This is a genomic window from Mesobacillus sp. S13 (assembly GCF_020422885.1).
Classification (GTDB): domain Bacteria; phylum Bacillota; class Bacilli; order Bacillales; family Cytobacillaceae; genus Mesobacillus; species Mesobacillus selenatarsenatis_A.
Genome location: NZ_CP084622.1, coordinates 3,938,688 through 3,964,907, shown reverse-complemented (window position 1 = coordinate 3,964,907; position 26,220 = coordinate 3,938,688). Strand labels below are relative to the sequence as shown.

General features: G+C 42.7%; 28 protein-coding genes and 2 riboswitches. Of the genes, 17 read left to right on the top strand and 11 right to left on the bottom strand.

What is annotated here, in order from left to right:
• Positions 1–2: 2 nt before the first annotated feature.
• The 4 genes from LGO15_RS20320 to LGO15_RS20305 all read right to left on the bottom strand — a co-directional run bounded on the left by LGO15_RS20320 (position 3) and on the right by LGO15_RS20305 (position 3,157).
• Positions 3–1,070 (bottom strand): HAMP domain-containing sensor histidine kinase, encoded by a 1,068-nt coding sequence (locus tag LGO15_RS20320; RefSeq protein WP_226085717.1) that lies wholly within the window; start codon positions 1,068–1,070, stop codon positions 3–5.
• Positions 1,057–1,752, bottom strand: coding sequence for a response regulator transcription factor (locus tag LGO15_RS20315; protein ID WP_226085716.1), 696 nt, complete (start codon positions 1,750–1,752; stop codon positions 1,057–1,059). Before LGO15_RS20315 ends, LGO15_RS20320 begins: the two co-directional genes overlap by 14 nt.
• A 60-nt stretch (positions 1,753–1,812) precedes the next feature.
• Entirely contained in the window at positions 1,813–2,526 is a 714-nt protein-coding gene (locus LGO15_RS20310; protein ID WP_167833962.1) for a cytochrome c biogenesis CcdA family protein, read from the bottom strand.
• Positions 2,527–2,971: 445 nt separating this feature from the next.
• Complete coding sequence (locus tag LGO15_RS20305; protein WP_167833961.1) at positions 2,972–3,157, bottom strand: hypothetical protein; 186 nt, start codon at positions 3,155–3,157, stop codon at positions 2,972–2,974.
• A 42-nt stretch (positions 3,158–3,199) separates the two neighbouring features.
• Between LGO15_RS20305 and LGO15_RS20300 the strand changes: the two genes are divergently transcribed.
• A complete protein-coding gene (locus tag LGO15_RS20300; RefSeq protein WP_167833960.1) occupies positions 3,200–4,102 on the top strand; it encodes a LysR family transcriptional regulator in 903 nt (300 codons plus the stop codon).
• Positions 4,103–4,159: 57 nt separating this feature from the next.
• Here LGO15_RS20300 and LGO15_RS20295 read toward each other — a convergent pair whose 3' ends face one another.
• From LGO15_RS20295 to LGO15_RS24255, 6 genes are all read right to left on the bottom strand, one after another.
• The gene (locus LGO15_RS20295; protein ID WP_226085715.1) at positions 4,160–5,749 is read right to left on the bottom strand and encodes a beta-propeller fold lactonase family protein; all 1,590 of its coding nucleotides are present in this window, start codon (positions 5,747–5,749) and stop codon (positions 4,160–4,162) included.
• A 28-nt stretch (positions 5,750–5,777) separates the two neighbouring features.
• Positions 5,778–6,389 (bottom strand): 4Fe-4S binding protein, encoded by a 612-nt coding sequence (locus LGO15_RS20290; RefSeq protein ID WP_167833958.1) that lies wholly within the window; start codon positions 6,387–6,389, stop codon positions 5,778–5,780.
• Positions 6,390–6,404: 15 nt separating this feature from the next.
• Positions 6,405–6,800 carry a c-type cytochrome gene (locus LGO15_RS20285; protein ID WP_167833957.1) on the bottom strand — a complete coding sequence of 132 codons (396 nt, stop codon included), beginning with the start codon at positions 6,798–6,800 and terminating at the stop codon, positions 6,405–6,407.
• Between the two features lie 84 nt (positions 6,801–6,884).
• Positions 6,885–7,427 carry a cbb3-type cytochrome c oxidase subunit II gene (locus LGO15_RS20280; RefSeq protein WP_226085714.1) on the bottom strand — a complete coding sequence of 181 codons (543 nt, stop codon included), beginning with the start codon at positions 7,425–7,427 and terminating at the stop codon, positions 6,885–6,887.
• A gap of 15 nt (positions 7,428–7,442) precedes the next feature.
• Complete coding sequence (locus tag LGO15_RS20275) at positions 7,443–8,816, bottom strand: cbb3-type cytochrome c oxidase subunit I (RefSeq protein WP_226085713.1); 1,374 nt, start codon at positions 8,814–8,816, stop codon at positions 7,443–7,445.
• Positions 8,817–9,037: 221 nt separating this feature from the next.
• Positions 9,038–9,160, bottom strand: a complete 123-nt coding sequence (locus LGO15_RS24255; protein ID WP_264163791.1) for a hypothetical protein — start codon at positions 9,158–9,160, stop codon at positions 9,038–9,040.
• A gap of 144 nt (positions 9,161–9,304) precedes the next feature.
• Between LGO15_RS24255 and LGO15_RS24250 the strand changes: the two genes are divergently transcribed.
• From LGO15_RS24250 to LGO15_RS20245, 7 genes are all read left to right on the top strand, one after another.
• Positions 9,305–9,439 carry a hypothetical protein gene (locus LGO15_RS24250; protein WP_264163790.1) on the top strand — a complete coding sequence of 45 codons (135 nt, stop codon included), beginning with the start codon at positions 9,305–9,307 and terminating at the stop codon, positions 9,437–9,439.
• A 515-nt stretch (positions 9,440–9,954) separates the two neighbouring features.
• The gene (locus LGO15_RS20270) at positions 9,955–10,434 is read left to right on the top strand and encodes a DsrE/DsrF/DrsH-like family protein (RefSeq protein ID WP_167833954.1); all 480 of its coding nucleotides are present in this window, start codon (positions 9,955–9,957) and stop codon (positions 10,432–10,434) included.
• A gap of 27 nt (positions 10,435–10,461) precedes the next feature.
• Complete coding sequence (locus LGO15_RS20265) at positions 10,462–11,040, top strand: sulfurtransferase TusA family protein (protein WP_167833953.1); 579 nt, start codon at positions 10,462–10,464, stop codon at positions 11,038–11,040.
• Positions 11,041–11,080: 40 nt separating this feature from the next.
• Positions 11,081–12,202 carry an MBL fold metallo-hydrolase gene (locus LGO15_RS20260; protein WP_226085712.1) on the top strand — a complete coding sequence of 374 codons (1,122 nt, stop codon included), beginning with the start codon at positions 11,081–11,083 and terminating at the stop codon, positions 12,200–12,202.
• A gap of 88 nt (positions 12,203–12,290) precedes the next feature.
• The gene (locus LGO15_RS20255) at positions 12,291–12,518 is read left to right on the top strand and encodes a sulfurtransferase TusA family protein (protein WP_023626705.1); all 228 of its coding nucleotides are present in this window, start codon (positions 12,291–12,293) and stop codon (positions 12,516–12,518) included.
• 101 nt (positions 12,519–12,619) lie between these two features.
• Positions 12,620–13,396 carry a sulfite exporter TauE/SafE family protein gene (locus LGO15_RS20250; RefSeq protein ID WP_167833951.1) on the top strand — a complete coding sequence of 259 codons (777 nt, stop codon included), beginning with the start codon at positions 12,620–12,622 and terminating at the stop codon, positions 13,394–13,396.
• Between the two features lie 771 nt (positions 13,397–14,167).
• Positions 14,168–15,994, top strand: a complete 1,827-nt coding sequence (locus tag LGO15_RS20245; RefSeq protein WP_226085711.1) for a M6 family metalloprotease domain-containing protein — start codon at positions 14,168–14,170, stop codon at positions 15,992–15,994.
• Between the two features lie 30 nt (positions 15,995–16,024).
• Here the strand turns inward: LGO15_RS20245 and LGO15_RS20240 are convergent, their stop codons facing one another.
• Entirely contained in the window at positions 16,025–16,921 is an 897-nt protein-coding gene (locus tag LGO15_RS20240; protein WP_167833949.1) for a diacylglycerol/lipid kinase family protein, read from the bottom strand.
• Between the two features lie 305 nt (positions 16,922–17,226).
• A riboswitch (cyclic di-AMP (ydaO/yuaA leader) is annotated at positions 17,227–17,368 on the top strand.
• A gap of 179 nt (positions 17,369–17,547) precedes the next feature.
• Here LGO15_RS20240 and LGO15_RS20235 point away from each other — a divergent pair.
• The 9 genes from LGO15_RS20235 to LGO15_RS20195 all read left to right on the top strand — a co-directional run bounded on the left by LGO15_RS20235 (position 17,548) and on the right by LGO15_RS20195 (position 26,205).
• The gene (locus tag LGO15_RS20235) at positions 17,548–18,888 is read left to right on the top strand and encodes a TrkH family potassium uptake protein (protein WP_226085710.1); all 1,341 of its coding nucleotides are present in this window, start codon (positions 17,548–17,550) and stop codon (positions 18,886–18,888) included.
• 12 nt (positions 18,889–18,900) lie between these two features.
• The gene (locus LGO15_RS20230) at positions 18,901–19,557 is read left to right on the top strand and encodes a potassium channel family protein (RefSeq protein ID WP_167833947.1); all 657 of its coding nucleotides are present in this window, start codon (positions 18,901–18,903) and stop codon (positions 19,555–19,557) included.
• Between the two features lie 419 nt (positions 19,558–19,976).
• Complete coding sequence (locus LGO15_RS20225; protein WP_167833946.1) at positions 19,977–20,957, top strand: BMP family lipoprotein; 981 nt, start codon at positions 19,977–19,979, stop codon at positions 20,955–20,957.
• 23 nt (positions 20,958–20,980) lie between these two features.
• Positions 20,981–22,636 carry a methyl-accepting chemotaxis protein gene (locus tag LGO15_RS20220; protein ID WP_226085709.1) on the top strand — a complete coding sequence of 552 codons (1,656 nt, stop codon included), beginning with the start codon at positions 20,981–20,983 and terminating at the stop codon, positions 22,634–22,636.
• A 69-nt stretch (positions 22,637–22,705) separates the two neighbouring features.
• Positions 22,706–22,891, top strand: a complete 186-nt coding sequence (locus LGO15_RS20215; protein ID WP_226085708.1) for a hypothetical protein — start codon at positions 22,706–22,708, stop codon at positions 22,889–22,891.
• A gap of 220 nt (positions 22,892–23,111) precedes the next feature.
• Entirely contained in the window at positions 23,112–23,687 is a 576-nt protein-coding gene (locus LGO15_RS20210; protein WP_226085707.1) for a chromate transporter, read from the top strand.
• Positions 23,684–24,214 carry a chromate transporter gene (locus LGO15_RS20205; RefSeq protein ID WP_226085706.1) on the top strand — a complete coding sequence of 177 codons (531 nt, stop codon included), beginning with the start codon at positions 23,684–23,686 and terminating at the stop codon, positions 24,212–24,214. The genes LGO15_RS20210 and LGO15_RS20205 overlap by 4 nt, the downstream gene beginning before the upstream one ends.
• 143 nt (positions 24,215–24,357) lie before the next feature.
• A riboswitch (SAM riboswitch) is annotated at positions 24,358–24,462 on the top strand.
• Between the two features lie 74 nt (positions 24,463–24,536).
• The gene (locus LGO15_RS20200; RefSeq protein ID WP_226087947.1) at positions 24,537–25,550 is read left to right on the top strand and encodes a methionine ABC transporter ATP-binding protein; all 1,014 of its coding nucleotides are present in this window, start codon (positions 24,537–24,539) and stop codon (positions 25,548–25,550) included.
• On the top strand, positions 25,540–26,205 hold the full coding sequence (locus LGO15_RS20195) for a methionine ABC transporter permease (RefSeq protein WP_167833992.1): 666 nt from the start codon (positions 25,540–25,542) through the stop codon (positions 26,203–26,205). The genes LGO15_RS20200 and LGO15_RS20195 overlap by 11 nt, the downstream gene beginning before the upstream one ends.
• The last annotated feature ends 15 nt before the right edge of the window (positions 26,206–26,220 follow it).

Below are 26,220 nucleotides of genomic sequence, written 5' to 3'. Positions count from 1 at the left end.
GATTAAGAATTGGAACGAGTTGGCAGGCTGATCCAGAATGAGTGCTGATGCGCATCTGTATCAAGGCCGATTTTCCCATCATGTGCGCTGATGACGCTTTTGGCGATGGCCAGTCCGAGTCCGGCACCCTCCGCTTTTGTGCTCCGCGATTCTTCAAGCCTGTAAAACCGCTCGAAAATAAGCTCTTTTTTATCTGGATCAATATACGTTCCTTCATGGGTAAAAGTAATCCTGTATCCTTCAGCATCAAGCTGTCCCTTAATATCAAGGTGACCTCCGCTATCATAATCGATGATATTCTGGAGCAGATTGGCCAGAACTTGCTTCAAGCCATCCTTATGGCCAACAACCGTAGCATGTTCGATTTGCTGGCTGAATGACTCGAACCTGCCCGACAGCTTGAGGTGGAAGGCCGCAATTGATTCGGCCAAAACCTGTTTTATGTCCAATTCTTCAAACTGCTTCTCCGGAAATTGTGACTCCTGGCTCCAGGCATCTAGCTCAGTGATCAGGTCAACAATCCTTGTAATCCTCTTGGATTCATCCAAAAGAGAGCCGAAGAGCTCCCTGTCCCCCGTCAATACACCATTATGGAGTGCTTCAAGGTAGCCATTGATATTCGTCAGCGGGGTCCTTAATTCATGGGCGATATCCCTTAACATTTCTTCTCGCCTTAATTGGACTACAGAAAGTGTCTCTGTCATGGCATTAAAGCTTGTTATGAGTTCACCTAGTTCCCCGCTTGCAGGAACATCGATTTTCGGCGGGATTTTACCTGCTTTAACTTGATTTGCAGCAGCTGCCATTGCTTTCACAGGGTTCACAATCTTCCTGACTGAAAAATAATGCAAAAGCCCTGCTGCGATAAAAGCGATGATGCTTACTTTTATAAGAAATGAATTCAATGTATCAACAAGCTGCGCGCCGGTCACTTGTTCATGGTTAACAAGAAAGCAGGCATAATCTTTTACTGATATTCCTGCAAGCATGATGACCAGGAGGATGACGATGCTATTGACGGCAACCAGCTTCGATAATAACAAGTTCGTGATCCTTTTAATTCGCCGCAAATTTATACCCCATCCCTCTTACTGTCTGAATATAATCTTTCGGCGTTTTTTCTTTGATTTTTTCCCGGAGGTTCTTGATATGCACATCGATCGTCCGCTCCGTGACGGCCTTTTCGCTGTTTTCATAGATAGTGTCAAGTATTTGCGCCCTCGACAGGATTTGGCCGGGATGCTGCATGAACATGTGGAGAAGCCTGAACTCAAAATTGGTCAAATCGAGTGCTTCGCCATTGACCATTGCCTGCCCTTTAGCGGGTTTAATAGTTAGTCCGGTAAAAGTCAGCTTTCCGCAACGGCTTGCCGTCCTTCTTAGCACCGCTTCTATCCTGACCATCAACTCGGCAGGACTGAAAGGTTTTACGACATAATCATCGGCACCGAGCTTAAAGCCTTCAATCATGCTTTTTTCAGAAGCTTTTGCTGTCAGCATGATGACAGGCATCATACTTTCCAGGTCATTACGCAGCCAGAGGCAAATCTCCTCACCGCTCTTGCCTGGGAGCATAAGGTCAAGGATCAGGATGCAAGGATCATATTTTTCAATCATTTCCTGTGCGGCAATCCCATTGTCCGCTTCCAGGACCTCGTAGCCTTCATTCGTTAAATAAATTTTTACAAGCGTACGGATTTTAGGATCATCTTCGACAACCAGTACACTTTTGCCAATCAGTTCTTGCCTCATAGCACAGGTCACTCCTTGACATTGCCTTGAATCAGCATTTTGAAGAGCTACAGCAGGATTCTAAAATCCGAATAAGCTGTAAGCAGACAGCCAGGCGCTTATTTTTTGCATTTGGCCGGAAAGGACGAGGAAGCCCATTCCAACCATGATCATACCATTCACGAGTGCGAGCTTAGATAGATATTTGTTGATCTTCTTGATTGCTTTCAAAGAATAAGAAATAACAAAAGATATGATCAGGAAAGGAACGGCCATTCCAAGAGAATATGAAGTCAGCAGATACATTCCCTGGTATAAAGTATCGGAAGAACTCGCTAAAAGCAGGATGGAGGAGAGTGCAAGTCCGACACAAGGTGACCATCCGCTCGCGAACGCCATTCCAAGGAATACAGAACTGAAAGCGCCTTTCGATTTCGTATCGGAATGGACTTTTTTCTCCATCATCAGAAATTTAATGTTCAGCAGGCCGGCCATCTGCAGTCCGAAAATGATGATCAGCAATCCAGCGATTTGCATGACGATTGTCCGGTAATTGGCAAATACCTGTCCAAGGAAAGAGGCCGACGCGCCCATGACGATAAAAATCAGGCTAAACCCGACAATAAAACCAAAAGAACGAGTGAAAAGTGTTGCGCGATCGACTGCAACTTTTGAGCCCTCAATCTTTCCGCCAGTCAAATGAGTTATGTAAGCAGGAAGGAGAGGGAAAACACATGGTGAGAAAAATGATAAAATTCCAGCAGTAAAGGCAAAAAATAACCCGATATCTGTCATTATAAGTAGTCACTCCTTTTCTAGTATCTATTATATGATGTATTTGTTAAGTTTTAATGAAGAATAAAGAAGTAATACCCATGTTGGTATTATGTGTTTTATTGTATAATGACTGTTGTTAAGTTTCAATTTTATTCTCTCGCTTTTTCAGGCTGTGCTATTTACTTCTTTTTGATTGCTAGTATACTGCTTCATGGAACATAAGAAAAGCGCTAGCGCCTTGGTCAGCCCCGACAAACGTCTCGAGCTGCTCAAAGCTGATGCTTCTCGCAAGATACTCGAGGAAGCAATCTCGGGGATGAAAACTGGCTAGGCGCTGGTCTGGACAATTCTCTAAGTTTAAATGATATAAATTCTGATATTAAAAAAACCTAGGAGTTCTCCTAGGCTATCCTCAACTATATTTTTCTATCACAAACTTAAACCCCGTATGGTATAATACCAATTAATGATTTAAATTTCTTCTGATACCGAAATAGGTGAACAGGGACACAGTGGATAAAATGGCCAGTGAGGCGATTTCAAACTTAACATCGCGATAAGTGACGGAATCATCTTTGGTAAAGTACATCAAGCCGAAGATAAAGACAGATAATACAAGAACGGTAATGACGATATCTACTTTTTTCATTTTATTCCCTCCATTTCTAAAGTATAAAGGAGTGCGATCATATTGAATTTGGAACACTTAAAGACTTTCATTGCTGCCGCAAAATATGAGAGCTTCTCCCAGGCAGGTAAGATGCTGAACCTTTCACAACCCGCCGTTAGCCATCAAATCAGCCAGTTAGAGGCTTATTATAATAAACAGTTATTCATTAGGGCCAATCGTAAAATCAAATTATCAGAAGCCGGCAAAAGATTATATGAACATGGCCAGCAGTTGATCGCATTGAATGAAAAACTGGAAAATATCCTTGCAGAAGGAGATTCCAGCCAAACAATCAAGATTGGCTGCAGCAATACGATCGGTGAATGCATGATCTCGAAAATGATACAGGATTTCATAAAGCTAAATCCTGATATAACAAGCGACCAAATCCAAATTACTATCGGTACATCTGTTCATATCACAGACTTACTGTATGCATCGGAAATTGATCTTGCTCTTGTCGAGGGACAAGCTGGCCGGTATGACTTTATTTCTCATGAGTTTTATGATGACTTGCTCGTTCTTGGTGTTTCTCCACAGCTCAGGGTAGACCCAGAAAACCAGGATCCTGCAAAGCTCGAAGAAATGACCTGGCTGATCAGGGAACCAGGCTGTGCGATGAGGCAGGCAACACTGGACTTATGGAAAGGGTTGAATATCCAGCCGAAATCTGTCCTTGTGTATAATAGCAATACCCTCATCAAAGAAGGTGTTAAAAACGGGCTTGGTGTCGCTGTCTTCTCCAAACTGGCTATTTGTCCTGAAATTCATTCAACACAGATTAGGGTCAGTCCGTTCAAAGACAGGGATCGTTTTCGTCCATTCTTCCTGTTAAGGAAGGATAAACAGTTCAAATCTAATCTTCATGAGAGATTATGGGACTATATAAGGAAATTAGATGAAAATCCTAATGCTTCCTGTTGAGAAGCATTAGGATTTTTCTTTATCGCAGCAATGGTATACTTCGCTGCAGCTTTCTTGTTATTCTTTATCCTTATTTTGTTCAGCCAGTTCCATTTCCAGTTCTGTTTGGATGGAAAGCGACTTATGCTCATCGGAAGCAAGGTAATCGATGATTTGCTGTCTTTGTTCATCGGTCATTTTTGCTCCGTTCCCTTTCATGCGGTCTACAACTGAAGTCCATGCCTCAGATCCTTTACTGTTGTTTCTCATGATACGGCCAATATCGTGGCACTGTAAGCAAGTTCCAAGGAACGCTTCTTCATTGATATTTCTCGCGTCAGGGAATACAAGAGTTGAAGCTTTCTTGATTCTGTTCGCTTCTTCTGCATTAATTTCTTTCTGATATTTTACAAGCTGGTCTTTAGGAACATTTGTCTTGATTGCGATTCCGTTTGGATTCAAACCAACAGGAATTGTCTGTCTGAAATCCTTCTTCTTTGTCAAATCAATTTTTGTGAGGGTTTTGTCTCCCCAGTTAGAACCAAACATCATGCTGCCATCTGGACTCCAAGCGAGCCAGTGGATATTCTGGACACCCCAGATTTTCCTGACAATTTTATAGTTGTCTTCCGGATCCATAACAGTTAAATAACCGGCACCATTCTGTGAAGTATACCAATGTCCGTCTGGACCGAGGTAAGGGATGTTCGTCCCAGGACCTGTCTTGATGGTTTTGACGAACTTCAATTTGTCTGCATCGATGATGGAAATTGAACCATCATTACGGTTTCCTGTAACTAAATCGTAAGTATCACCCATGAAGCTAACATTAACTGGTTTAGGGATATCGCCAAATTTTTTAAGAAGCTTCTCAGTCTCTGCATCATAAAGGGCAACTTCATTGTCAGCTGTATTGGAAACAGCAACGAGTTTGCCGTCATTTGACATGTCGAGACCCGAACCTGTACCTTTTCCGTAGTCAGTCTCTGTTCTTTCAAGGTACCTCATATCACCTGTTTCGATGTCTATGACAGTGATGAACGATTCTGCCTGCAAGCTGACAAACAGTTTTTTGCCGTCAGGAGTGACGTTCAAATCCCTTGGCTTTTTACCAACGTCTTTGAACACTTTCACTAATTCTGCCGTGTTGGCGTCAATCATTCCGACAGCTCCTACACCATTCAGAGAAGTGAAAGCATACTTGCCGTCCATTGACATCGTCATATGCTGCGGAGCAGGTGCATCTTCAAAGCCTGGAAAATCGATGTTATGGGACTCGAGTGTCTCCATATTAATGGCTAAAACGCTTGTTCCATAACGTTGTGTCGCAAAAGCCCATGTCTGCTCTTTGTTTAAATGAACGTGGTGGGGAGTACCTGAGCTTTGAAAGTATTTGACCACGTTACCAGTTTTGATATCTGCGATGGCAACACCGTTACTAACTTCATTGGATGAGAGGATCCAGCCTTCTCCGTCCCAATCTGTATCGGTATCTGCGTTCCCGTTCGGCTGGTCTTTCCACCAGTTTGATGAATAGTCTTCATGGATCGGTGGAAGATCCTTTTTGTTTACATCATCAAGAGATGCATTTTTTACTGCAGCTTCAGAGCAGGCAGTAAGAGAAATTGACAGTAGTGCGAATGCTGACATTTTCAAGATTTTATTCATGTATGATCTCACCTCGCTTCGGTTTTCTTTAGAACCATCCAACAAGCAGGACTAGTACAAGGGCAGTCGTTGTGCCCCATGTAATCCATACACCTGGATGGGTAAGCCATTGGGTTTTGTCGTCCACACGGGAAATGCCCTGAGCAAGTCCGTATGGGCAAACTTTACAAAAAGAGTTTCTTGCCTTGTAAGATAAAGCTGTAAATAGAACAGCGGTTGAAGTGACAAGGAAGAAGTATTTGTTCATTTTAAAATTAACGAGCGATTCCCAGATTGTCATTGGGTCGTAGAAATAGCTCACTGTCGCGTAAGCCATGAAGATACTTACAACGAAAGCCAGCAGGAATGTTACGGCTTTGCCCTTGTCACCTAGTTTTGCTTCAATTTTGTTCAAAAGCATGCTGAAGGTATTGTGAGGGCATGCATACTGGCAAAACGCCCTGTACACGATCATCGATAGTGCCAGGAAAGCCATCAGGAACAAGAATAAGAAAACGAAAAATAAGTAGCCAGCTTCATAGGATAATTGGAAGCCGAACAAGAATAGCTTTTCGTTGTCGATGTCCATCCTGAAACCGTTCCAGAACGGCAGAGTGAAAATAATGATGAAAAATGCCCATCTTGTTATAGTTTTACCCACGAAAATCCTCCTTCCTTATCTGTAATCCTCTAAGTATTCATAAACTTTATCGATTTCTTTCTCTGTATAAAGGTGACCAATCGCAGGCATAGTGTTACGGCCTTTTTTAATGACATTTTTGATGTCCTCTTCCGGCATCCTGTCGGTTACACCTCTCAAGTCAGGTGCTGCACCAGTAGCGTGGCAGCTCAGGCAAGTACCCTCGAAAATGAGCTCACCTTTATTATCCTGGGGAGCCGCCGCAGGTTCGACTGCAAGTTTTCCAGGCATGAAGATTGCATACCCGATCGCCCAGATGGCGACAACATAAAATACAGCGACCAGGAGCTTCGGCACTTTATTGTGTTCAATTTTAATACCAGAGACAATGTCTCCCTCTTTGCTGTCATGTTGCTGATATTCTTTTTTCATGTTTTACACCTGCCTTATGAATACTGATATGGGTGCTCATTACCCTGAACTATCTGGGTTCAAGGCAATGAGCGGTAATGGATCTTAATTATGGTCCATTGATTTTGCTTCTTCCCGTTCTTTCTTGTATTCTTCCAGTCTTTCTTCTGTTGGCTTGAGGCTCATTAAATAAGCGACAAGATCATCCAGTTCCTGATTGGTAAGGTAATCGAAGGATGGCATGATTGTTCCAGGGCTTGTTGATTGTGGATCAATCAAGTGCTGGCGCTGCCAGTCCTCGTTATACTTCAATCCAACCCACATTAAATCAGGGCCGGTACGGTTAGAGCCCAATAGATGAGGCAAATCATATTTATAGTCGCCGCCTTTTGATACAGGTCCTAAATTCTGGTTTGTATCGGCAGGCAATGCTCTTACAAATTGGGTGTGGCAAGTCTGGCAGCCGTTCTGGACATAAACTTCTCTTCCTCTTGCTTCAGCAGAATCCTCTGGATAATTGCGGAGCTCGCCGCTCGCAGTCGCAGAGTTGATTTCCTGATCGAAGAGGGGAAGGATGACGGTTCCGGCTACACCGAAAGTCCATAGAATTAAAGCAACGATTAATACAGCTGATGGTTTACGTTCCAACGTGTTCCCTCCTCATTAAGCAGTAGCAGCTTGCTGCTGTGCTTGCTGTTTTTTCTCAAGTTTTGCAAGTTTAATAGTTTTATACATATTCCATGCCAGGAAGAACTGAGCTACATACATCATTGTTCCACCGATTGCGCGGCCTTGTACGTAAGGCTCCATCATCAATACAGTTTGCAGGAATGGTATGCCGTCGATCCATGCGAATCCCTGTACTACACCAGCGATCCACAATGAGAATGCGAATACGAGGAAACCGACAGTAGAGAACCAGAAGTGTGCTTCCATTGCTCTCTTGCTGAACATTTCACGTCCAACGATTTTAGGCAGGATGTAATAAATTGCCGCGAAAGATGTGAAAGAAAACGCGCCGAATGGTCCCATATGTGCATGCCCAACAGTCCAGTGAGTGAACTTAATGACTGAACTTACTGATGGAAGGGCTTGCAGTGGTCCCTGAAGACAGGCGAAAAGATAAAATATTGTTCCCGCAACGGTGAAACGAAGCGGTACGCTAGTTCTTGTCTGTGACCAGGATCCTTTCATTGTTCCCCAAAAGTTGGCTAAAACAGCCCAAACCGGTATCAATAGAACGATTGAAGGAATAACTCCGGCTTTTGAAATCCAGCCTGGGATTGGTCCATTCATCAAGTGGTGAGGACCGTTCCAAACATAAAATGTAGCAATTGCCCAGAAACCAATCATCGATAACTGGTGACTGTATAGAGGGCGGCCAGTCAATTTAGGAAGCAGGTAGTAAATCTGTCCAACACCCACCGTTGTCATCCACAAGCCAATTGCGTTATGTCCAAGGAACCAGCCCATCAATCCTTGCTGTACCCCACTTGGAATCCATTGTGCCGGGAAGTTGCCGACAATCCAGGTCAGTGGTAGCCATAGCAATGATCCGAGGAAATACCAAAGGCTGACATAAAGCATTTTTTCCTGGCGGCGTCCAACTGTCTTGAAAAGGTTATAAGCTACAAGTCCGATTGCGACAAGAAGCTGAACGTCAACCCAAAGTGGAAATTCACCATACTCGATGACCTCGGTCTGGCCAAAAAGCAATGCGAAGAATCCTTCTAAAATGACAATGTTATAAAATACTAAAGCGAAATTACCCAGTTTCTCGCTATAAACCTTCGTTTTAGCAAGCTTGGGAATCATGTAGAACATGGATCCTACATAAGCCATTGATAACCAGGCGTAGATAACGAGCATGACGTGCGCCGAGCGAACATGCCCATAAGTTGTCCAGCGATTGTTCAACAATTCTGGCCAGATTTGTTTTGTTGCAGTAAGAAGTCCCATGCTCATGCCGATGATGATCCAAAAGACAGCAGCGATGAACCAATTCTTGGATGAACTCCATTTTTCGTCTGTAAACATTTTGACACTCCCTTGTTCATAAAATAAACACATAAATTTCACAATTTCTTCACAATCTGCTATGTTACATGATACATTCCAAGGAGAACTTAAGTTATTCAAGTTTTTTATAGTGTTATCCAATTGTTTTATACTTGCTGTCTAACTGGAAATAAACAGGCTTTATTTACATTTTTGACAAAAAAAAACAGAGTGGAATGGTTTCACTCTGTCAGGGGATTTTAATTCTGTTCTTCATTTTTATTATACTTTTTGCGAAGTGAATCAAGGACGAAGATAATCAGGATAGGCACTCCGATGTAATAAAGGAAATCGAAGTAAAAGCCCAGGGATTGATGGTCCATTTTTATACCTCCCAATTGAATTTGAACACATTGTAATCTCAAAGGTTTCTTTTTACAACCCCTGAAAAATACTCTGGACGGTTTCCGGAAATTCTGTTAGAGTAATTCGATAGTATAGGATATTTAACAATAGGAGGTGGAAAAATGGCACCTGGAGCTTGGATTTTACTATTGGTTATGATTGCATTCACTGCTTCTGCAGGAATCATCTGGGCTTGGAGCAAGAAAAACGGGCTTTACGATGAAAGTATTAAATATAGAATGCTTGATGAAGAATAATCAAGCCTGACTCACAATCTTTACAATCTGCTAATTATAAAGATCTTTTTTCAGGGCTTGGATTTCTTTTTTTATTATTCCACTATTTCTTCTGCTTATTGACCTCACATTTTGGAACCCATATTATTTCATTATTTCTTCAGGAAAATTATTTTCTTCTATATTATTATATTGTCTTCGGCTATCTATTTATTGTCCTATATCATATCGTCTTCAGCTAGATCTATTTATTGTCCAATAATAATTTCCTTCCAACTTAAATACCAATCAACAATACATCAAGGGCAACATATGATAATAATATCCGCGCGTTCAGAATGCGAATTTCCAAGGGGAAAATTCGTATTGAATAATAAAGTCATAAAAAATTCATAATTACGGTTGACAAAGTGGTTAATCTTTTATAATATATACCCTGTGAGGTATTTAATAACGTAATCACGTTAGAAAAGATATTATATTTTTTTGCAGTCATAAATACCCGTTACCGTAATTAAAGAGGGGGAAAAAAGATAATGGGAGAACAGAAAAAAACAACCATCATTTTATTCAGTGGGGATTATGATAAAGTCATGGCTGCATATATCATTGCTAATGGTGCTGCTGCCTATGATCATGAAGTGACAATTTTCCATACGTTCTGGGGTTTGAATGCTCTAAGAAAAGATGAGCCGATCCAGGCAGATAAAGGCTTCATTGAAAAGATGTTTGCCAAGATGATGCCAAGAGGCGCGAATAAATTAGGGTTGTCAAAAATGAACTATGCAGGATTTGGCCCTAAAATGATCAAGGATGTCATGAAGAAGCACAATGCAATGCCGCTTCCAGACTTGATTGAAATGGCTAAAGAACAGGATGTAAAACTTGTTGCCTGCCAGATGACAGTAGACTTATTTGGTCTTACTCAAGAAGAAATCATGGATGGCGTTGAGTTTGCCGGTGTAGCAGCTTACCTTGCTGATGCAGAAGACGGAAACGTCAACCTGTTCATCTAATAGATACTATTAATTGGAGGTCGACAAATGGAAACTGTTAAGACAAATGCTACAGTCGACGCAAAAGGGCTTGCATGCCCAATGCCGATTGTCAGAACGAAGAAAGCAATCAACAATTTAAATCCCGGCGAGGTTTTAGAGGTGCTTGCAACGGATAAAGGTTCTAGAGCAGATATCCAGGCGTGGTCAAAAAGCTCTGGCAACCAGTACCTTGGAACCATTGAAGAAGGAGATGTTCTAAAACACTATATCCGCAAAGGCGGCGCTGGTGAAGAACAAGAAGAAACAAAATATCCGAATGTTGTTTCAAACGACGATGTTGTCAAAAAGCTTGAAGCAAACGAGGATGTTGTTGTCCTTGATGTAAGGGAACCGGCTGAATATGCCTTTGGCCATATTCCAAATGCCGTTTCTATCCCATTTGGGGACCTTGAAAACAGACTCGAAGAACTTGATAAGTCCAAGACAATCCTGGTTGTTTGCCGCACAGGCAACAGAAGTGATATGGCTTCCCAGACACTTGCAGGCAAAGGCTTTGACAAGGTTTGGAACGTCGTACCAGGCATGTCTGAATGGAATGGCCCAACTGAAACGAAAGTTCAGTAATTATTTTTAGGAAAAAACATACCCAGGGAGGTAAAGTGTAATGAAAGCAATGACGTCTAAAGAAGTAACAAAAAAAGTATTCAATAAAGCACCACTATTCATCCTTGATGTCCGTAACGAGAGCGACTTTAATGATTGGAAAATCGAAGGCGAAAATTTCGAGTACTTTAACATCCCTTACTTCGATCTTCTTGATGGAGTAGAAGAAATCCTTGATAAAGTACCTACTGATAAAGAAGTTCTTGTTGTATGTGCAAAAGAAGGTTCTTCAGTAATGGTTGCAGAAATGCTGGAAGAAGCAGGCCGTGAAGTATCTTATCTTCAAGGTGGAATGAAAGCGTGGAGCGAACACCTTGAGCCAGTCAAGGTTGGCGACCTTAAGGATGGCGGAGCAATGTACCAGTTCGTACGTATCGGTAAAGGCTGCCTTTCTTACGCAGTCGTTTCAAACGGTGAAGCTGCTTTGATCGACGCGACAAGAATGACTGACGTTTATCTTGATTTCGCTAAAGAACTTGGCGTTGAAATCAAACATGTATTTGATACACACCTGCACGCAGACCACATTTCTGGCGGCAGAAAAATTGCTGAAGCAACAGGTGCAACTTACTGGCTGCCTCCGAAAGATGCTGATGAAGTTACATTCAACTACCAGCCTCTTGAAGATGGCAACCTTGTAAAAATCGGTGAGACAAACATCGACATCAATGCACTATACACGCCAGGACATACAATCGGTTCCACTTCATTTGTAGTAGATGAAAAGTATCTTCTATCTGGGGATATACTATTCATTGACTCAATTGGACGCCCTGATCTGGCTGGAAAAGCTGAAGACTGGGTAACGGACCTAAGAAACTCTCTATACAATCGCTACAAGCAGCTTTCTGATGAGCTTGTCGTTCTGCCTGCACACTTCATGATCATTGAAGAGTTGAACGAAAACGGCAGCGTTTCTGAAAAATTAGGTACTCTTTTTGCGAAGAACCACGGTTTGAATATCGAAGATGAGGCTGAATTCCGCAGACTTGTAACGGAGAACCTGCCTCCACAGCCAAATGCATATCAGGAAATCCGTGAAACAAACATGGGGAAAATCAACCCAGACGATGAGAAGCAAAGAGAAATGGAAATTGGACCAAACCGCTGTGCGGTAAGATAAATCTCTTATGAGGGGGCTTTGCTCCCCGGAGAATACTACTTTAAAAACAACCCTAAAAACTTTTTAAACAACCAAGGAGGATTTTTACATGAACGTAGCAAAAGTATTAGACGCAAAAGGACTAGCTTGTCCAATGCCAATCGTAAAAACAAAGAAGGCGATCACTGACCTTCAATCTGGAGAAGTACTAGAAATCCACACAACTGATAAAGGCGCTGTAAAAGATCTAGCAGCTTGGGCACAATCCACTGGAAACGAACTTCTGAAGCACGAAGAAGAGAACGGTGTGTTCAAGTTCTGGATGAAGAAGGCGTAATTGAACGAAAGGGGAGCTCGTCTCCTTTTTTGTTTTTTGAAAAAGGAGTGGCTTCACAGCTTTTTTAAGAAAGTAGCTTTGTAAAAAAAGGAGGAAGCCCGATGGATTTCACGTTTCTTATTGTCATCTTTCTAATTGGTTTTATCGGTTCTTATATTTCCGGAATGGTTGGAATTGGCGGTTCAATCATTAAATACCCTATGCTATTATACATTCCGCCATTGTTCGGCATTGCGGCATTCAGTGCCCACGAGGTTTCCGGAATCAGTGCGGTCCAGGTTTTCTTCGCTACAATTGGTGGCGTCTGGGCCTACCGTAAGGGTGGATACTTAAATAAGACATTGATCATTTATATGGGTTCGGCGATTCTTGTCGGTTCCTTGATCGGAAGCTATGGCTCTGGGTTCTTGTCCGAAGGCGGCATTAATCTCGTTTATGGTATCCTGGCATTAATTGCGGCAATCATGATGTTTGTACCGAAAAAAGGAGTAGATGATATCCCGCTTGACCAGGTTAGCTTCAATAAATGGCTGGCAGCATTCTTCGCATTTATCGTAGGGATTGGAGCAGGTATCGTAGGCGCAGCCGGAGCATTCTTGTTGGTTCCGATCATGCTGGTTGTGTTGAAGATTCCAACCAGAATGACAATTGCCACTTCATTGGCAATCACATTCATCTCTTCCATTGGATCTACAGTAGGTAAAATTGCCACGGGTCAGGTAGAATTTTGGCCAGCATTGATCATGGTTATCGCAAGTCTGATCGCATCACCACTTGGTGCAAACGCAGGTAAGAAAGTAAATACGAAAATCCTGCAATACATTCTTGCAGTGTTGATTTTAGGAACAGCCATCAAGATTTGGATGGATATCCTGTAACAGTCAGTTTGGAAAAAAGCTTCGCTTCGTGCGAGGCTTTTTTCTGTTTTAGGAAACATTCGTTATTATGACAGGATTCAGGTGGAGAGACTCAAAGCTGTCAAGAAAGCGTCGGTATTATGACAGGTTTCAGGTGGAGAGGGACGAAGCTGTCAAAAGATGATCTAACTTAAGACAGGTTTGAAGGAAAAGCGCGAAAAGCTGTCAGAAGATGATCCAACTTAAGACAGGTTTGAAGGAAAAGCGTGAAAAGCTGTCAGAAGATGATCCAACTTAAGACAGGTTTGAAGGAAAAGCGTGGAAAGCTGTCAAAAGATGATCCAACTTAAGACGGGTTTGAAGGAAAAGCGTGAAAAGCTGTCAGAAGATGATCCAACTTAAGACAGGTTTGAAGGAAAAGCGTGGAAAGCTGTCAAAAGATGATCCAACTTAAGACAGGTTTGAAGGAAAAGCGTGAAAAGCTGTCAGAAGATGATCCAACTTAAGACAGGTTTGAAGGAAAAGCATGTAAAGCTGTCAAAAGATGATCCAACTTAAGACAGGTTTGAAGGAGAAACGGGGAAAGTTGTCCGAACCTTACTAACAATTCTCATAAATAAAATACTATTTGGTTTATTATGGCAAAATAGTAAATATTTATAGCTGCTGTTGAAAGTTAAGTCTTTCGACTCACGAGAAATACTATCAAACGATACTTTTTCCCTATTTAGAATATACTGAATATTTTATACTATTTAGTTAATAGAAATATTCTAATAGGGAGTGGATAATGTGTTAAAAGTTCTTTCTACATCAGCACTTTCTCTAGCTTTGGCAGGAAGTGCGGTATTTGCTGGAGTCAGCTCAACTGATTCTGCTGTCAAACCGCAAAGTAAATATGAACTAAGCCTTGCTCACCATGTAGGTGCAGCTCCGGAGCTAGTTGATAGAGCAAAGGAATTAGGGATTGATCTTTCCAAAGCCGATCCTGCTGAGAAAATGGCTAAAACAGGTGCGAAGTTCCAGCAGCCAGGAGATAATCATGTCGATTATAAGAAAGCAACGGGCGATGTTCCTGTGCTTGTATTGTTAGCTAAATATCCTGATGGTGATGAGCCGGTTGGCGACATGCCAGGACAAGTACCTGCCAAGTATTATGAGGACCTGATTTTTGGCACTGAGTACAATCCGTATGAGCTAGAGCAATTCGAGCAATATGATGGTGCAGACGTTCCAAAGAACCGTACGATGCAAAATGCTTACAAGGAATCAAGTTATGGAAAGGTAAACCTTGTTCGTAAAGAAAATACCGATTTCGCCTGGGTAGAGATGCCTAGAGGTGCTTCATATTACCTTGACCAGGAAGGTACTTATGCAGAAGGTGGAGTATATAAGCTTGGTAACGTAAATGGAGATGCCCATACAGGCGAGTTCATTCGTGATCTGTTAAAAGCAGCGGATGACCAAGTTGACTTCTCACAGTATGCCATTGATGGTGAAGTTCCAAATATTTTCGTAATCCATGAAGGCACAGGCGCTGAATTCAGCCGTGATCCAGCTCAGTTCTGGTCACATAAGTGGAGTTTGCTAAGCGCGCTTTATTATGGGAAATACTATGAAACTGGCAAACCAGCTGACGCTCATGCTGGCATGTCCCAGGGTGAATGGATTAACAAAACAGTTGCAGAGGACATGACATACGATGAAGTAGTCGTAAACAACTACAACATCCAGCCGGGTATCGGCGGTAACGTATCTGGTTTTGATACAGCAACTAACTCATATAAAGAAGAGTTAAAAACGGGTCCTTTCCCTGCTCAAACAGGCGTTTACGCGCACGAGTTTGGACATGCACTTGGACTTCCTGATTTCTATGATACTGTTTACTCATCTGAAGGTGTTGGTAACTACTCGATGATGGCCGGCGGTTCTTGGATGCGCTATCCTAATAAATCGGCTTATTCCGGAAACTCTCCAACTCACTTCGATCCGTTCTCTAAGATTTTCTTAGGCTGGGCAGAGCCAATCGAAGTAACACCTGAGAGCGGCGTTCAGGAAATCACTCTACCGGCAGCTAATGCGGCCGATGCTGATAATGGCATCGTTAAAATGGAAGTTCCAGGTTCAAACGGAACTGAATACTTCCTGTTCGAAAATATGCAGCAAGAGGGCTTCAATAAAGGGATGGTACGCCAGGGTGAAGACGCTCATGGATTAGTGGCATGGCATGTTGATGAAAATGTCATCAATATTTACCAGACTGCTGGATTCCGTCCGAATAACGTCGAAAACTGGATGAACAAGCGCTTCCAGTTCAATCAGTCACAAACTGCTAGCAATGGTGAAGTGGTAACACACTATGGTCTATCTGTCCTTCAAGCGGATGGCAAGTATGATCTTGAAAGAAACCTAAACCGCGGTGACGCAACTGACTTCTTCAAGACTGGAAGCAAGCTGACTCCGGTAAGCGGTAAAGTCCACACTGGTTCTTACTACTTCTGGAAGGGCTATGGTGCTACACCAGCTGACTCCGGAATTCACGTAACGGATATCAAGGAAAATGAAGATGGCTCGATCTCAGCTAAGTTCTTCTATAACTTTAATTCTAGTGTGAAGTAAAAACAAAAACTGAGCGGGACTCGTTCTCGCTCAGTTTTTGTTATTTAAAAAAGGAACAAAAATATCCAAGTGTCCTGGAAGGACCTTCGCCTTAAATGGCAATGGCTCGCCTTCTTCACCGTCGATATTCACGACGTGCTCCTTGTCAGATGTAATATTGAGATAAGAAGTCCGTATATATTCGACATCTTCACTTTCTTCCAATTCTCCTTTTAGAAGCGAAGGAACAAGCGAAGCGATTTTCGGAACGGAAACCTTCTTGATAATAAAAGTATGAAATTTCCCATCATTCAACCTTGCTTCGGGCGCAAGGGATTCGAAGCCGCCAACAGAATTCGTCAGTGCAGCAAGCAGCAGGAAAGTATGACCTTCCCATTTTCCGCCTTCATGTTCGACGACTAAATCGATTGCCTCGCCTTTAAGGAATGATTTTGCTCCTTCCATAAAATAAGCGAGGGAACCAAATCTTGTCTTCAGTTCTGGACTCACATTGTAGGAAGCTTCTGCAATGGAACCTAATGCTATAACATTCGCGAAATAATGGTCATTGATTTTCCCGATATCCACAGGACGGAGGTTTTGCTCTTTCAATATATCGATGGCTTCATAAGGATCCAGCGGAATATTGAGTGCCCGCGCAAAATCATTGACCGTGCCAAGTGGAATGATTCCCAGAGAAGGCCGATGATTTTGTTCAGCCAGCCCATTTATGGCCTCATTGATGGTTCCGTCGCCTCCCATTGCAATGATTCCATCGTATAAAGAAATGCAGGCCTCAGTTGCAAATGCCGCAGCGTCGCCCTCTTTCTCGGTTCTTCGGATATCGATATCATCGTATCGGTCACGTAATGTTTCCTCTATTTTTTCAGCGTAGTCCGCTGCCTTTTCCTTTCCTGAAGATGGATTCAAAATAATCATGGCTTTCATCCACGATAACCTCCCGAACAATTTATTTAAGAAATGAGTAGCAACCCTTAATAATTGCCGTGTTTATTCAACCCTATTATTTACCTTTAAATGAACCGGTATAAACTCGGTTATCAGTAGTTATCCCCCAATATTTTCAGATGAAAAATAAAGAAAAACAGTGATTCAGTGAGAAAAGATATAATTTGTTATCATTTATGGTTGAAAATGAACGAAAAACGCCATTTTTGGCTTGCTTTTCATGTTTACAAGGGAATGGCAGAGGAGTATGATTACAGCAGTTTAAGATATTAAATGAGTTTCATATTTCTAAATCGCTGAATCTGAATAGAGCGGGGGAACCAACTTTGTGGAGTAATCCACTTGGGGTGAGGCCTGGATAACAGGCGGGGCTATTCTGAGCCCTAATCCGACAGCTAACTCCGTAAGCGTTGCAGAAGAGGAAGATGAAGCTTGTGTGACAGTATGTATAAAGTCCACAAGGCTGCTATCTTTTAGCCTCTGGGGGCTTTTTTGTTTTGCTGTATTTTAGATATGTCGACTATTCTAAATTCCAGATCGAGCAAAGTCCCTGCAAAGAAATATTAGACGCATAATTCCTCATACTAAGGAAAGAAGGAAGGATCATGCGCAGGAAATTGTTTTTTAGATTAGATCCACCGAAAGTACTTGTTTTTGGATTTGGAGGCATTATTCTTTTAGGGACATTATTGCTTTCATTGCCAGCATCCACAGTGGATGGTAGAGGACTTCCGATTTTGGATGCCTTGTTTACGGCAACTTCGGCCACTTGTGTAACAGGTCTTGTCGTCGTGGACACAGGTGATACCTTTACTCGTTTTGGGGAAATGGTCATCCTGTCGATGATCCAGGTTGGCGGACTGGGTTTCATGAGTTTTGCCACTTTGCTTGCATTTATTTTAGGTAAAAGGATTTCGTTCAAAGAAAGGCTGATCATCCAGGAGTCATTGAATAACGAGACTGTAGAAGGGATTGTCAGGCTTGTCAAACGAATTTTCCTTTTTACAGCAGTAGTCGAAATTACCGGCGGGATTATACTATCTCTTCGATTTTCACAAGAAATGGCTGCTGGAAAAGCGATATATTTTGGGTTTTTCCATGCTGTTTCGAACTTTAATAATGCCGGATTTGATTTGATGGGTGACTTCAAAGGGCTTACTGCATATGCTGAAGACCCTGTTGTCAATATCACCATGATCACTCTTATCAGTTTGGGCGGGATTGGGTTCATTGTCATGAATGAGCTATTTGACTATCGCAAGACAAGGAGACTTACCCTTCATTCAAAAATCGTTTTAGCACTATCGGCTGTTTTGGTGTTTGGAGGGGCGCTCCTGATTTTTATCCTGGAATTTAACAACCCTTCCACCTTGAAGCCAATGACGATGACTGGTAAAATATTCGGAGCGTTTTACCAGGCAGTCACACCGAGGACAGCAGGGTCGAATACATTGAATATCCCAGACTTGAAGCAGTCAACCTTGTTCTTGATCATCTTCCTTATGTTCATCGGTGCTTCGCCTGGGTCTACAGGGGGAGGAATCAAAACCACCACCTTCGCAGTCCTGGTTGGTGCTGTAAGGTCTCAAATTCGTGGCAGGGAGGATGTCACATTTTTTGGAAGAAGGGTGGATCACACTATCATTTCCAAATCATTGACAGTTACACTGATTTTCCTTTTTCTAATAGGTTTGGTTACAATGGTGTTGACCATTACCGAGCCTGGCAAAGAGTTTCTGGTGCTATTATTTGAGACGGTCTCAGCTTTTTCAACAGTCGGTCTGTCCATGGGCTTGACCCCTGAGCTGTCATTATACGGAAAAATATTAATAACGATAACGATGTTCGCGGGCCGGGTTGGTCCGTTAACACTGGCTTATGCAATTGCGAAAAAAAGAAAAGAGGATCATTATCGATATCCAGCTGGAAAAGTGATGATTGGGTAGGAGGATTTTATTATGGCAAAGCAGTACGCAGTAATTGGTATGGGACGTTTTGGGTCCAGTGTGGCGACCACATTATATCATGAAGGAAATGAAGTACTTGCGATTGATAAAAGTGAACAGCATATCGAAGACTATAAGGAGTTTGTGACCCATGCGGTCATCGGAGACTCAACCGATGAGCAAACCTTGAAAGCGGTAGGAATCAGGAACTTCGATACTGTCATTGTGGCAATTGGTGATGATATCCAGGCTAGTATTCTAACCGTCCTCATTCTAAAAGAGATGGGAGTCGCCAATGTTGTTGCCAAAGCTCTTAACAAACACCATGCACAAGTATTGTTCAAAGTTGGAGCGGATAAAGTCATTTTCCCGGAACGAGATATGGGAGAAAGAGTTGCCCACCAGCTAATGGCATCACCGAATGTATTGAACTTCATCGAGCTCTCGGATGACTATAGTATCGAGGAAATCAAACTTCCTTTGAGCATGGCTGGCAAGAACCTGATTGAAATCAATCTGCGTGCCAAATATAATATCACTGTAATCGGCGTGAAGACGGCCAACAAAGTCGACATCTCTCCAGATCCTGAGAAGACACTAAGAGCGGAGGATATCCTGATTGTCCTTGGTGAAAATGGCGATTTGAACAGGTTTACGAAAATAAAATAATCCAAATGAAAGCGGGCTGTTAAGACAGCCTGCTTTTTTCCTTTTAGCTGGGTTATAACTGAATATTGTTTTTACAGTGTTTGAAAAATAAACGGATAAATTCCGCTTAAAATTGAAACACCCCCTGGTTTTCATAAAAATAAGGGTCGCTATTCCGGTTATTTAATCCAAATTATCTAATTTTGTCTTATCTTTAGCAATTAACCGGAATATCTCCGCCTATTTCGGCTTCAAAAGCATTCTTTATATACAGTAGCCGGAAATACTCCGCTTATGAATTCTCAAACTTCCACGATAATCGACAGAGCCTTCTTTTTAGAAAATTACCAAAAGAAAGACTTTCTTTAAGTCCATTAAAAAATGATAAATATGGTCGATGAATTACATATAAATCTTTAATAAGGGAGCATTACATCAAGATGAAGCAAATTATAAATATACTTTTCATTTCATTTATCCTCGTTGGCAGCCTCAGCGGATGTGCAAGCACAGAGCTGAAAGCGAAGGAAAGGGTCAAGGTTGGCATTATGTTGTCTGACGTCGGACTTGGGGACCAATCCTTCAGTGATGCTGCTTTTGCTGGACTGACAAAGGCACGAGACGAACTGGATATTCTTTTTGATTATCGGGAGCTGAAGGAAGCAGGAAGCTACGAAAAAGGATTCACGGAGTTGGTGGAAGAGGGGAATGACCTTGTCATCGGATTGGGCTTCATGGTTCTTGAAGACCTTGAGAAGGTTGCGAAAAAATATCCTGAACAACAATTTGTGCTTGTCGACTCGGTATCAGAGTTGGACAATATCACATCGATTACTTTTAAGGAAGAGCAGGGAAGTTTCCTGGCTGGTGCCGTAGCAGGAATGGTATCAAAATCAAAGATCGTTGGATTTGTTGGCGGAGCTGATGTCCCATTAATCCACAAGTTTAAAGTGGGATTTGAGCAGGGAGTAAAATCTGTGAATTCAGAAGCCGAGGTTAAGGTTGCTTACGCAAATGACTTTGGCAATGCAGAGCTTGGAGGGAAGATTGCTTCCGGAATGATGGATGAGGGTGCGGATGTCCTCTATGCTGCGGCTGGTTTTACCGGAGTGGGTGTGTTGAAGGAAGCGCAGGCGAGGAAAAAATTCGCGATTGGTGTGGATAGCGACCAATACTTTTTTGCCGAAAAAGCAATCATTACCTCCATGCTGAAAAATGTGGATATCGCTTTATACGAAGTAGTAAAGGAATTCCAGTCAGAAAAGAAGCTCGAATCCAGGCAAATCGAGCTGGGCATAAATGAGAAAGGAATCGGGCTGGCGCCGATTCGTGTGATCAAGCTGACACCAGAACAGGACAAGAAATTAAAAGACCTGGAAGCACAATTATCAACAAATGAAGTTTCAATCCAGCTAGATTAACAGCTGCAACTGGGGGAACCAAGATGACAATCAAAAAGAAATTACTATTGAACTTATTGCTCGCCATTGGCTTATCGATCGTGATGATTTCTTTCATCATTTACAGAATGCTGATGGTCCAGGCATCTAATCAAGACTATGTCCAGGTATTGCTGACAGTCCAGAATCTCCAGGCTGAAACATCGGCCACGAAGCAATCGCTAAGCAATTTTTCCTTCAATCCAACAGAAGCAAATAAGCAGGATGCTTTGGTGAAAATGGAGAAGACTTCGCAGACTTTTGCGAAGGCAAAGGAAGTGATGCAACAGGATAACAGCAAGGTCGTGCTGGATAAGGCACTTGGAAAGTTTACCGCCCTGGAGTCTGAAGCTAAAAAAGCCCTTGAGGAAAAGGTAAGTGCTGAAGTTAAGCGCCAGTCACTGCGCAGTGAAGGTATCCTGAACGACTTGCATCTATTGAATATCCAGGTCAATGAATACTATGATTTTCTGCAGGAGGATTTAAAGAACCAAATTCAATTCATCATCTTGGCGGCCATCATCGGAAGCATCCTTCTAGTGGTCGTTGCCGGTGGTATTGGAATCAGGCTTACGAGCTCAATCACCAGGCCGTTGAAGAAGATTGCCTTAAATGCGCAAGAAATTGCCAAAGGGAATTTGATGATTGAAAAAGTTCCTTATAAACATGAAGATGAGCTAGGAACCTTAAATGAATCATTTGATTTAATGGCAGTCCAGTTGACTTCCTTGTTGCGAAAGGTGAATATGGCCAGCAGGGAAGTGGAGGAATTCGCAGGGGGAATCGAGCAAGAAAACATCGCACTGACGGAAATCTCAAATCAGGTAGCTGTATCAACGGATGAGCTTTCTGCAGGAGCCCAAACAGTATCGGAGGATTTACAGCAATCGGTCGAGCTGATTGATGATATGGATAAGGAAATCATGCTGAACCTTGATCACACTCAGGAATCCTCCTCGTATAGCAAAGAAGCGGTTGATGCAATCAGTGAAGGCAGAAAAGCGATCGAGGGGCAAAAGGTCTTAATCACTGAAAACAAAGAGGCATCATCATCAATTCAGGCAGCAACTGATCAATTTGCGGGCTATGCGGCAAAAATCCAGGATATGGCACAGACCGTTTCGGCCATCGCAGATCAAACCAACCTGTTGGCATTGAATGCGGCAATTGAAGCAGCAAGGGCAGGAGATGCAGGAAAAGGGTTTGCGGTCGTAGCCTCAGAGGTCAGGAAGCTGGCTGAAGAATCGAACAGAGCCACAACGCAAATCTTTGATATGGTCAACCTTCTAAAGACGGGACTCGATGAAATCGGAGAGGCCGTAAACAAAGGCGGGGAAATCGCAGAAGAACAGATGGAATCAATGAACCTGACAATGTCTGCTTTTGAAAATATCGAATTGAAGGTCAGCGGCATCTCAGAGAAAGTAACCCATCTTGTCAAAGGTATGGAAGCTTCGAAGGAATTGGGAGCCAGGGTACTGCATAATGTCGAATCCATCAGTGCGGTCGTAGAAGAAACAGCGGCTGGAAGTGAAGAAATCTCCGCATCCACAACGGAACAATTATCCGCTTTCGGCAACCTTTCTAAAAAGGTGACAGACCTGAGGAAGCTGACAAATGAATTGAATGAATCCGTTTCGGTTTTTAAGTTTGATAGATAATTAGTTGAGTACCACAGTCCTAGGACTGTGGTACTTTTTATTATACAAACGGAACTGCAGAATGCCTACTTGGTCGAAAAAGTCGTGGATGTGGTCGAAATAATTCAAGAAGTGGTCGAAATATGTGTAAAAGTGGACGAAATAATTCAAGAAGTGGTCGAAAAAGTCGTGGATGTGGTCGAAATAATTCAAGAAGTGGTCGAAATATGTGTGAAAGTGGTCGAAATAATCGTGAATGTGGACGAAATAATTTAAACAGAGGTCGGAAAAATTAAAAATTTGCCAATATCTTGTATTGCCCTGTGAATCTGAACCATTTACAATGCGAAAATTACGAAAAATGAGCCCCCCGACGGTAAATTAACGTGAATTTGACATGCAGTATCGATTATAGGAGTCTATAATAAGATAAAAGAAATAAGATTTATAGAAAGAGACTGCTTTTGGCACCAATTACAGAAGAGAAGGTGAAGTTTTGAAACAGAGGGATTTATTCTTAGCGTTTTTTCGCGTCGGAATCCTGGGATATGGCGGTGGCCCGTCTTCGATTCCGCTTGTACATAAGGAAGTGGTAGAGAAATATAAATGGATGGATTCTGATGAATTCGGCGATATCCTCGCTTTAGGAAATGCGCTTCCGGGACCGATCGCCACAAAAATGGCTGGCTACATTGGCTATCGTGTAGGGGGATTTGTGGGGATGATCAATGCCCTGGCTGCCACAATGATTCCGGCGATTATCTTGATGATCCTCCTCCTGACCGGCTTGAACTCATATAAGGATGAGCCATGGGTGAGAGGGATGGCTGAGGCTGTTGTGCCAGTTGTTGCCGTCATGCTGGCTGTCCTGACATGGGACTTCATCAAGAAGTCAGGCAAATCAAAGCTTGGTTGGGGATGGACGGCCATAGCTCTTATTGGCAGTCTGCTTCTTCTTCAATTCCTGAATCTGCATCCGGCTATACTGATTTTTGTGTTGCTGCTCGGTGCCTTGCTGAAAAAAGATCCTGCTCCAGCAGAAAGTAAACAATCGGGAGGGGAGCAGCAATGATATATTTCCATATATTTTTAGCGTTTTTCATTCCCGGAATACTGGGATATGGCGGCGGTCCTGCCTCCATTCCGCTCATCGAAAATGAAGTTGTCGATCGTTATGAATGGATGACAGTCAGCGAATTCAGTGAAGTGCTAGCGATGGGCAATGCCCTGCCTGGCCCGATTGCAACCAAGATGGCTGGATACATCGGCTATGCAGAGGGTGGAATCCTTGGGGCAATCGTTGGGGTATTCGCCACAGTGGCACCATCCCTCATCTTAATGATCAGCTTGCTCGGATTGTTGATGAAGTATAAAGATTCCCCCCGTGTGAAAAGGCTGACGATCGTTGTCCGCCCTGTCATTGCCGTGCTATTAGGGGTCATGACCTATGATTTCTTTTTTTCATCGTACGAAGGAGTCGGCCTGACGCAAACGATCATGATTGGCGGAATCAGTTTTTTGCTGATGGAAAAATTTAAAGTACACCCCGCCTATGTCATCGCAGGTGCACTAGTATACGGAGCCCTTGTTTTATCGTAGACAAGGGTTTTACTTTTTTTAAAAAAAATTTCCTACTCTGCCAACGGTGTAAGCGATATCATGAAAAAAATACGAAAAAAACTTTATTGACAAATAAATCAGATAGTCTTAATATTTCAATTATCGAAATTAATTTAATAAGAAACTTATCAAGAGAGACTGAGGGATTAGGCCCAATGACGTCCGGCAACCTCCTTTATGGAAAGGTGCCACTTCCTACAGAATGTTTTCATTCTGAAAGATAAGTCGTATAGATGTTTACGATGCCTCTTTCTATGAATGAAAGAGGCATTTTTATTTTTAAAAATCGGGGGTGCTAATGATGATTGAAGTGAAAAACCTGGTCAAGGTTTATGAAACGAAGAAAGGCTCGGTAACTGGTGTTGACCATGTTTCATTAAAAGTGGAAAAGGGTGAGATTTACGGAATTGTCGGATACAGCGGGGCTGGGAAGAGCTCTTTGATCCGCTGCCTGAACCTCCTTGAAAAGCCGACATCCGGTGAGATACATATTGACGGTGTAGAGCTTACTTCTTTAAGCAAAAGTGAACTGAGAAAAGCTCGCCTGAAAATCGGGATGATCTTTCAGCATTTCCATCTTGTCAGCGCTAAAACAGTCAGTGAAAACATCGCGTTCGCGTTAAAAGCTGCCGGGCTGCCAAAGGCGAAAATCAATGATAGAGTGACAGAGCTTCTTGAAATGGTCGGACTTTCGGATAAAAAGGATGTCTATCCTGCACAATTGTCAGGCGGGCAGAAGCAGCGGGTGGGCATCGCCAGGGCGCTTGCGAATAACCCTTCGGTGCTCTTATGTGATGAAGCTACTTCGGCTCTTGATCCAAGCACTACAAAATCGATTCTCTCCTTACTTAAAAAGATTAATAGTGAACTAGGGATCACGATCGTCCTCATCACCCATGAGATGGAAGTCGTCAAGACGATTTGCGACAGGATGGCTGTCATGCAAGATGGGAAAATCATTGAAGAAGGAGATGTGTATGAAGTCTTCGCGAATCCAAAACAGTCGCTCACAAAAGACTTCGTCAATTCCATCCTTCAATTCGATTTGCCGGAAAGATTGCTGGAGGAACGGCAAGGAAAGCTCATCAAAATCTATTTCCAGGGTGAGATTGCCGAGCAGGGAGTCATATCTGATGTTTTCCAGACGTATAAGGTTCGCGGCAATATCCTGCACGGGAAGATCGAGTATATTCAGGATATTCCATTGGGGATTTTCATTATGGAGGTTTCGGGAGATCAGCTGGAGATTGACCGGGCGATTGCCTACATAGCGGCAAGGACGAAAAACTTGGAGGTGATGGATGATGCTGCTTGATAGCCTGATTGAACTGTTGCCGGAATTGAATAAAGCATTTTTTGAAACGATTTATATGGTCGGCATCTCCATCCTTGTCGCCATTATTGTTGGATTGCCAACAGGAGTGCTGCTGTTTGTCACCGACAAAGGTCTGTTCCTGGAGAACCAGCTTTTTAAAAATATTGCCGGCTTCATCGTCAATATGATCCGTTCGGTTCCGTTCATCATCTTATTGATCGCCTTGCTGCCGCTTGCGAATTTGATCGCTGGCACGACAATCGGCCCGACAGCGGCATCTGTTTCGTTATCGGTCGCCGCGATTCCATTTTTTGCGAGAATCGTAGAACAAAGCTTCCGGGAAATTGATAAAGGAGTCATTGAAGCTGCGGTTGCGACAGGTGCGACTCCATGGATGATCATCAAAGATGTCTTGATTCCCGAAGCAAAGCCTGGCATCGTCCAGGGTGTGACCATCACGATCATCAGCCTTGTTGCTTATTCGGCAATGGCGGGAATTGTCGGTGGAGGCGGAGTGGGTGACCTGGCGATTCGCTTCGGCTATTACCGTTACGACAATACGATCATGATCACAACAGTCATCATCCTTATCTGCCTCGTCCAGCTAATCCAGTTTGGCGGGGATAGGATTGCAAGAGTAGTAGACAAAAGATAAATATTAGGGGGTTCT

What these genes read in the sequence shown, in the direction of transcription:
- LGO15_RS20315 (WP_226085716.1), bottom strand. Translation starts at nt 1,752, where the DNA reads ATGAGGCAAGAACTGATTGGCAAAAGTGTACTGGTTGTCGAAGATGAT.
- LGO15_RS20310 (WP_167833962.1), bottom strand. Translation starts at nt 2,526, where the DNA reads ATGACAGATATCGGGTTATTTTTTGCCTTTACTGCTGGAATTTTATCA.
- LGO15_RS20305 (WP_167833961.1), bottom strand. Translation starts at nt 3,157, where the DNA reads ATGAAAAAAGTAGATATCGTCATTACCGTTCTTGTATTATCTGTCTTT.
- LGO15_RS20295 (WP_226085715.1), bottom strand. Translation starts at nt 5,749, where the DNA reads ATGAATAAAATCTTGAAAATGTCAGCATTCGCACTACTGTCAATTTCT.
- LGO15_RS20285 (WP_167833957.1), bottom strand. Translation starts at nt 6,800, where the DNA reads ATGAAAAAAGAATATCAGCAACATGACAGCAAAGAGGGAGACATTGTC.
- LGO15_RS20275 (WP_226085713.1), bottom strand. Translation starts at nt 8,816, where the DNA reads ATGTTTACAGACGAAAAATGGAGTTCATCCAAGAATTGGTTCATCGCT.
- LGO15_RS24255 (WP_264163791.1), bottom strand. Translation starts at nt 9,160, where the DNA reads ATGGACCATCAATCCCTGGGCTTTTACTTCGATTTCCTTTATTACATC.
- LGO15_RS24250 (WP_264163790.1), top strand. Translation starts at nt 9,305, where the DNA reads ATGGCACCTGGAGCTTGGATTTTACTATTGGTTATGATTGCATTCACT.
- LGO15_RS20270 (WP_167833954.1), top strand. Translation starts at nt 9,955, where the DNA reads ATGGGAGAACAGAAAAAAACAACCATCATTTTATTCAGTGGGGATTAT.
- LGO15_RS20265 (WP_167833953.1), top strand. Translation starts at nt 10,462, where the DNA reads ATGGAAACTGTTAAGACAAATGCTACAGTCGACGCAAAAGGGCTTGCA.
- LGO15_RS20260 (WP_226085712.1), top strand. Translation starts at nt 11,081, where the DNA reads ATGAAAGCAATGACGTCTAAAGAAGTAACAAAAAAAGTATTCAATAAA.
- LGO15_RS20255 (WP_023626705.1), top strand. Translation starts at nt 12,291, where the DNA reads ATGAACGTAGCAAAAGTATTAGACGCAAAAGGACTAGCTTGTCCAATG.
- LGO15_RS20250 (WP_167833951.1), top strand. Translation starts at nt 12,620, where the DNA reads ATGGATTTCACGTTTCTTATTGTCATCTTTCTAATTGGTTTTATCGGT.
- LGO15_RS20240 (WP_167833949.1), bottom strand. Translation starts at nt 16,921, where the DNA reads ATGAAAGCCATGATTATTTTGAATCCATCTTCAGGAAAGGAAAAGGCA.
- LGO15_RS20235 (WP_226085710.1), top strand. Translation starts at nt 17,548, where the DNA reads ATGCGCAGGAAATTGTTTTTTAGATTAGATCCACCGAAAGTACTTGTT.
- LGO15_RS20230 (WP_167833947.1), top strand. Translation starts at nt 18,901, where the DNA reads ATGGCAAAGCAGTACGCAGTAATTGGTATGGGACGTTTTGGGTCCAGT.
- LGO15_RS20225 (WP_167833946.1), top strand. Translation starts at nt 19,977, where the DNA reads ATGAAGCAAATTATAAATATACTTTTCATTTCATTTATCCTCGTTGGC.
- LGO15_RS20220 (WP_226085709.1), top strand. Translation starts at nt 20,981, where the DNA reads ATGACAATCAAAAAGAAATTACTATTGAACTTATTGCTCGCCATTGGC.
- LGO15_RS20205 (WP_226085706.1), top strand. Translation starts at nt 23,684, where the DNA reads ATGATATATTTCCATATATTTTTAGCGTTTTTCATTCCCGGAATACTG.
- LGO15_RS20200 (WP_226087947.1), top strand. Translation starts at nt 24,537, where the DNA reads ATGATTGAAGTGAAAAACCTGGTCAAGGTTTATGAAACGAAGAAAGGC.
- LGO15_RS20195 (WP_167833992.1), top strand. Translation starts at nt 25,540, where the DNA reads ATGCTGCTTGATAGCCTGATTGAACTGTTGCCGGAATTGAATAAAGCA.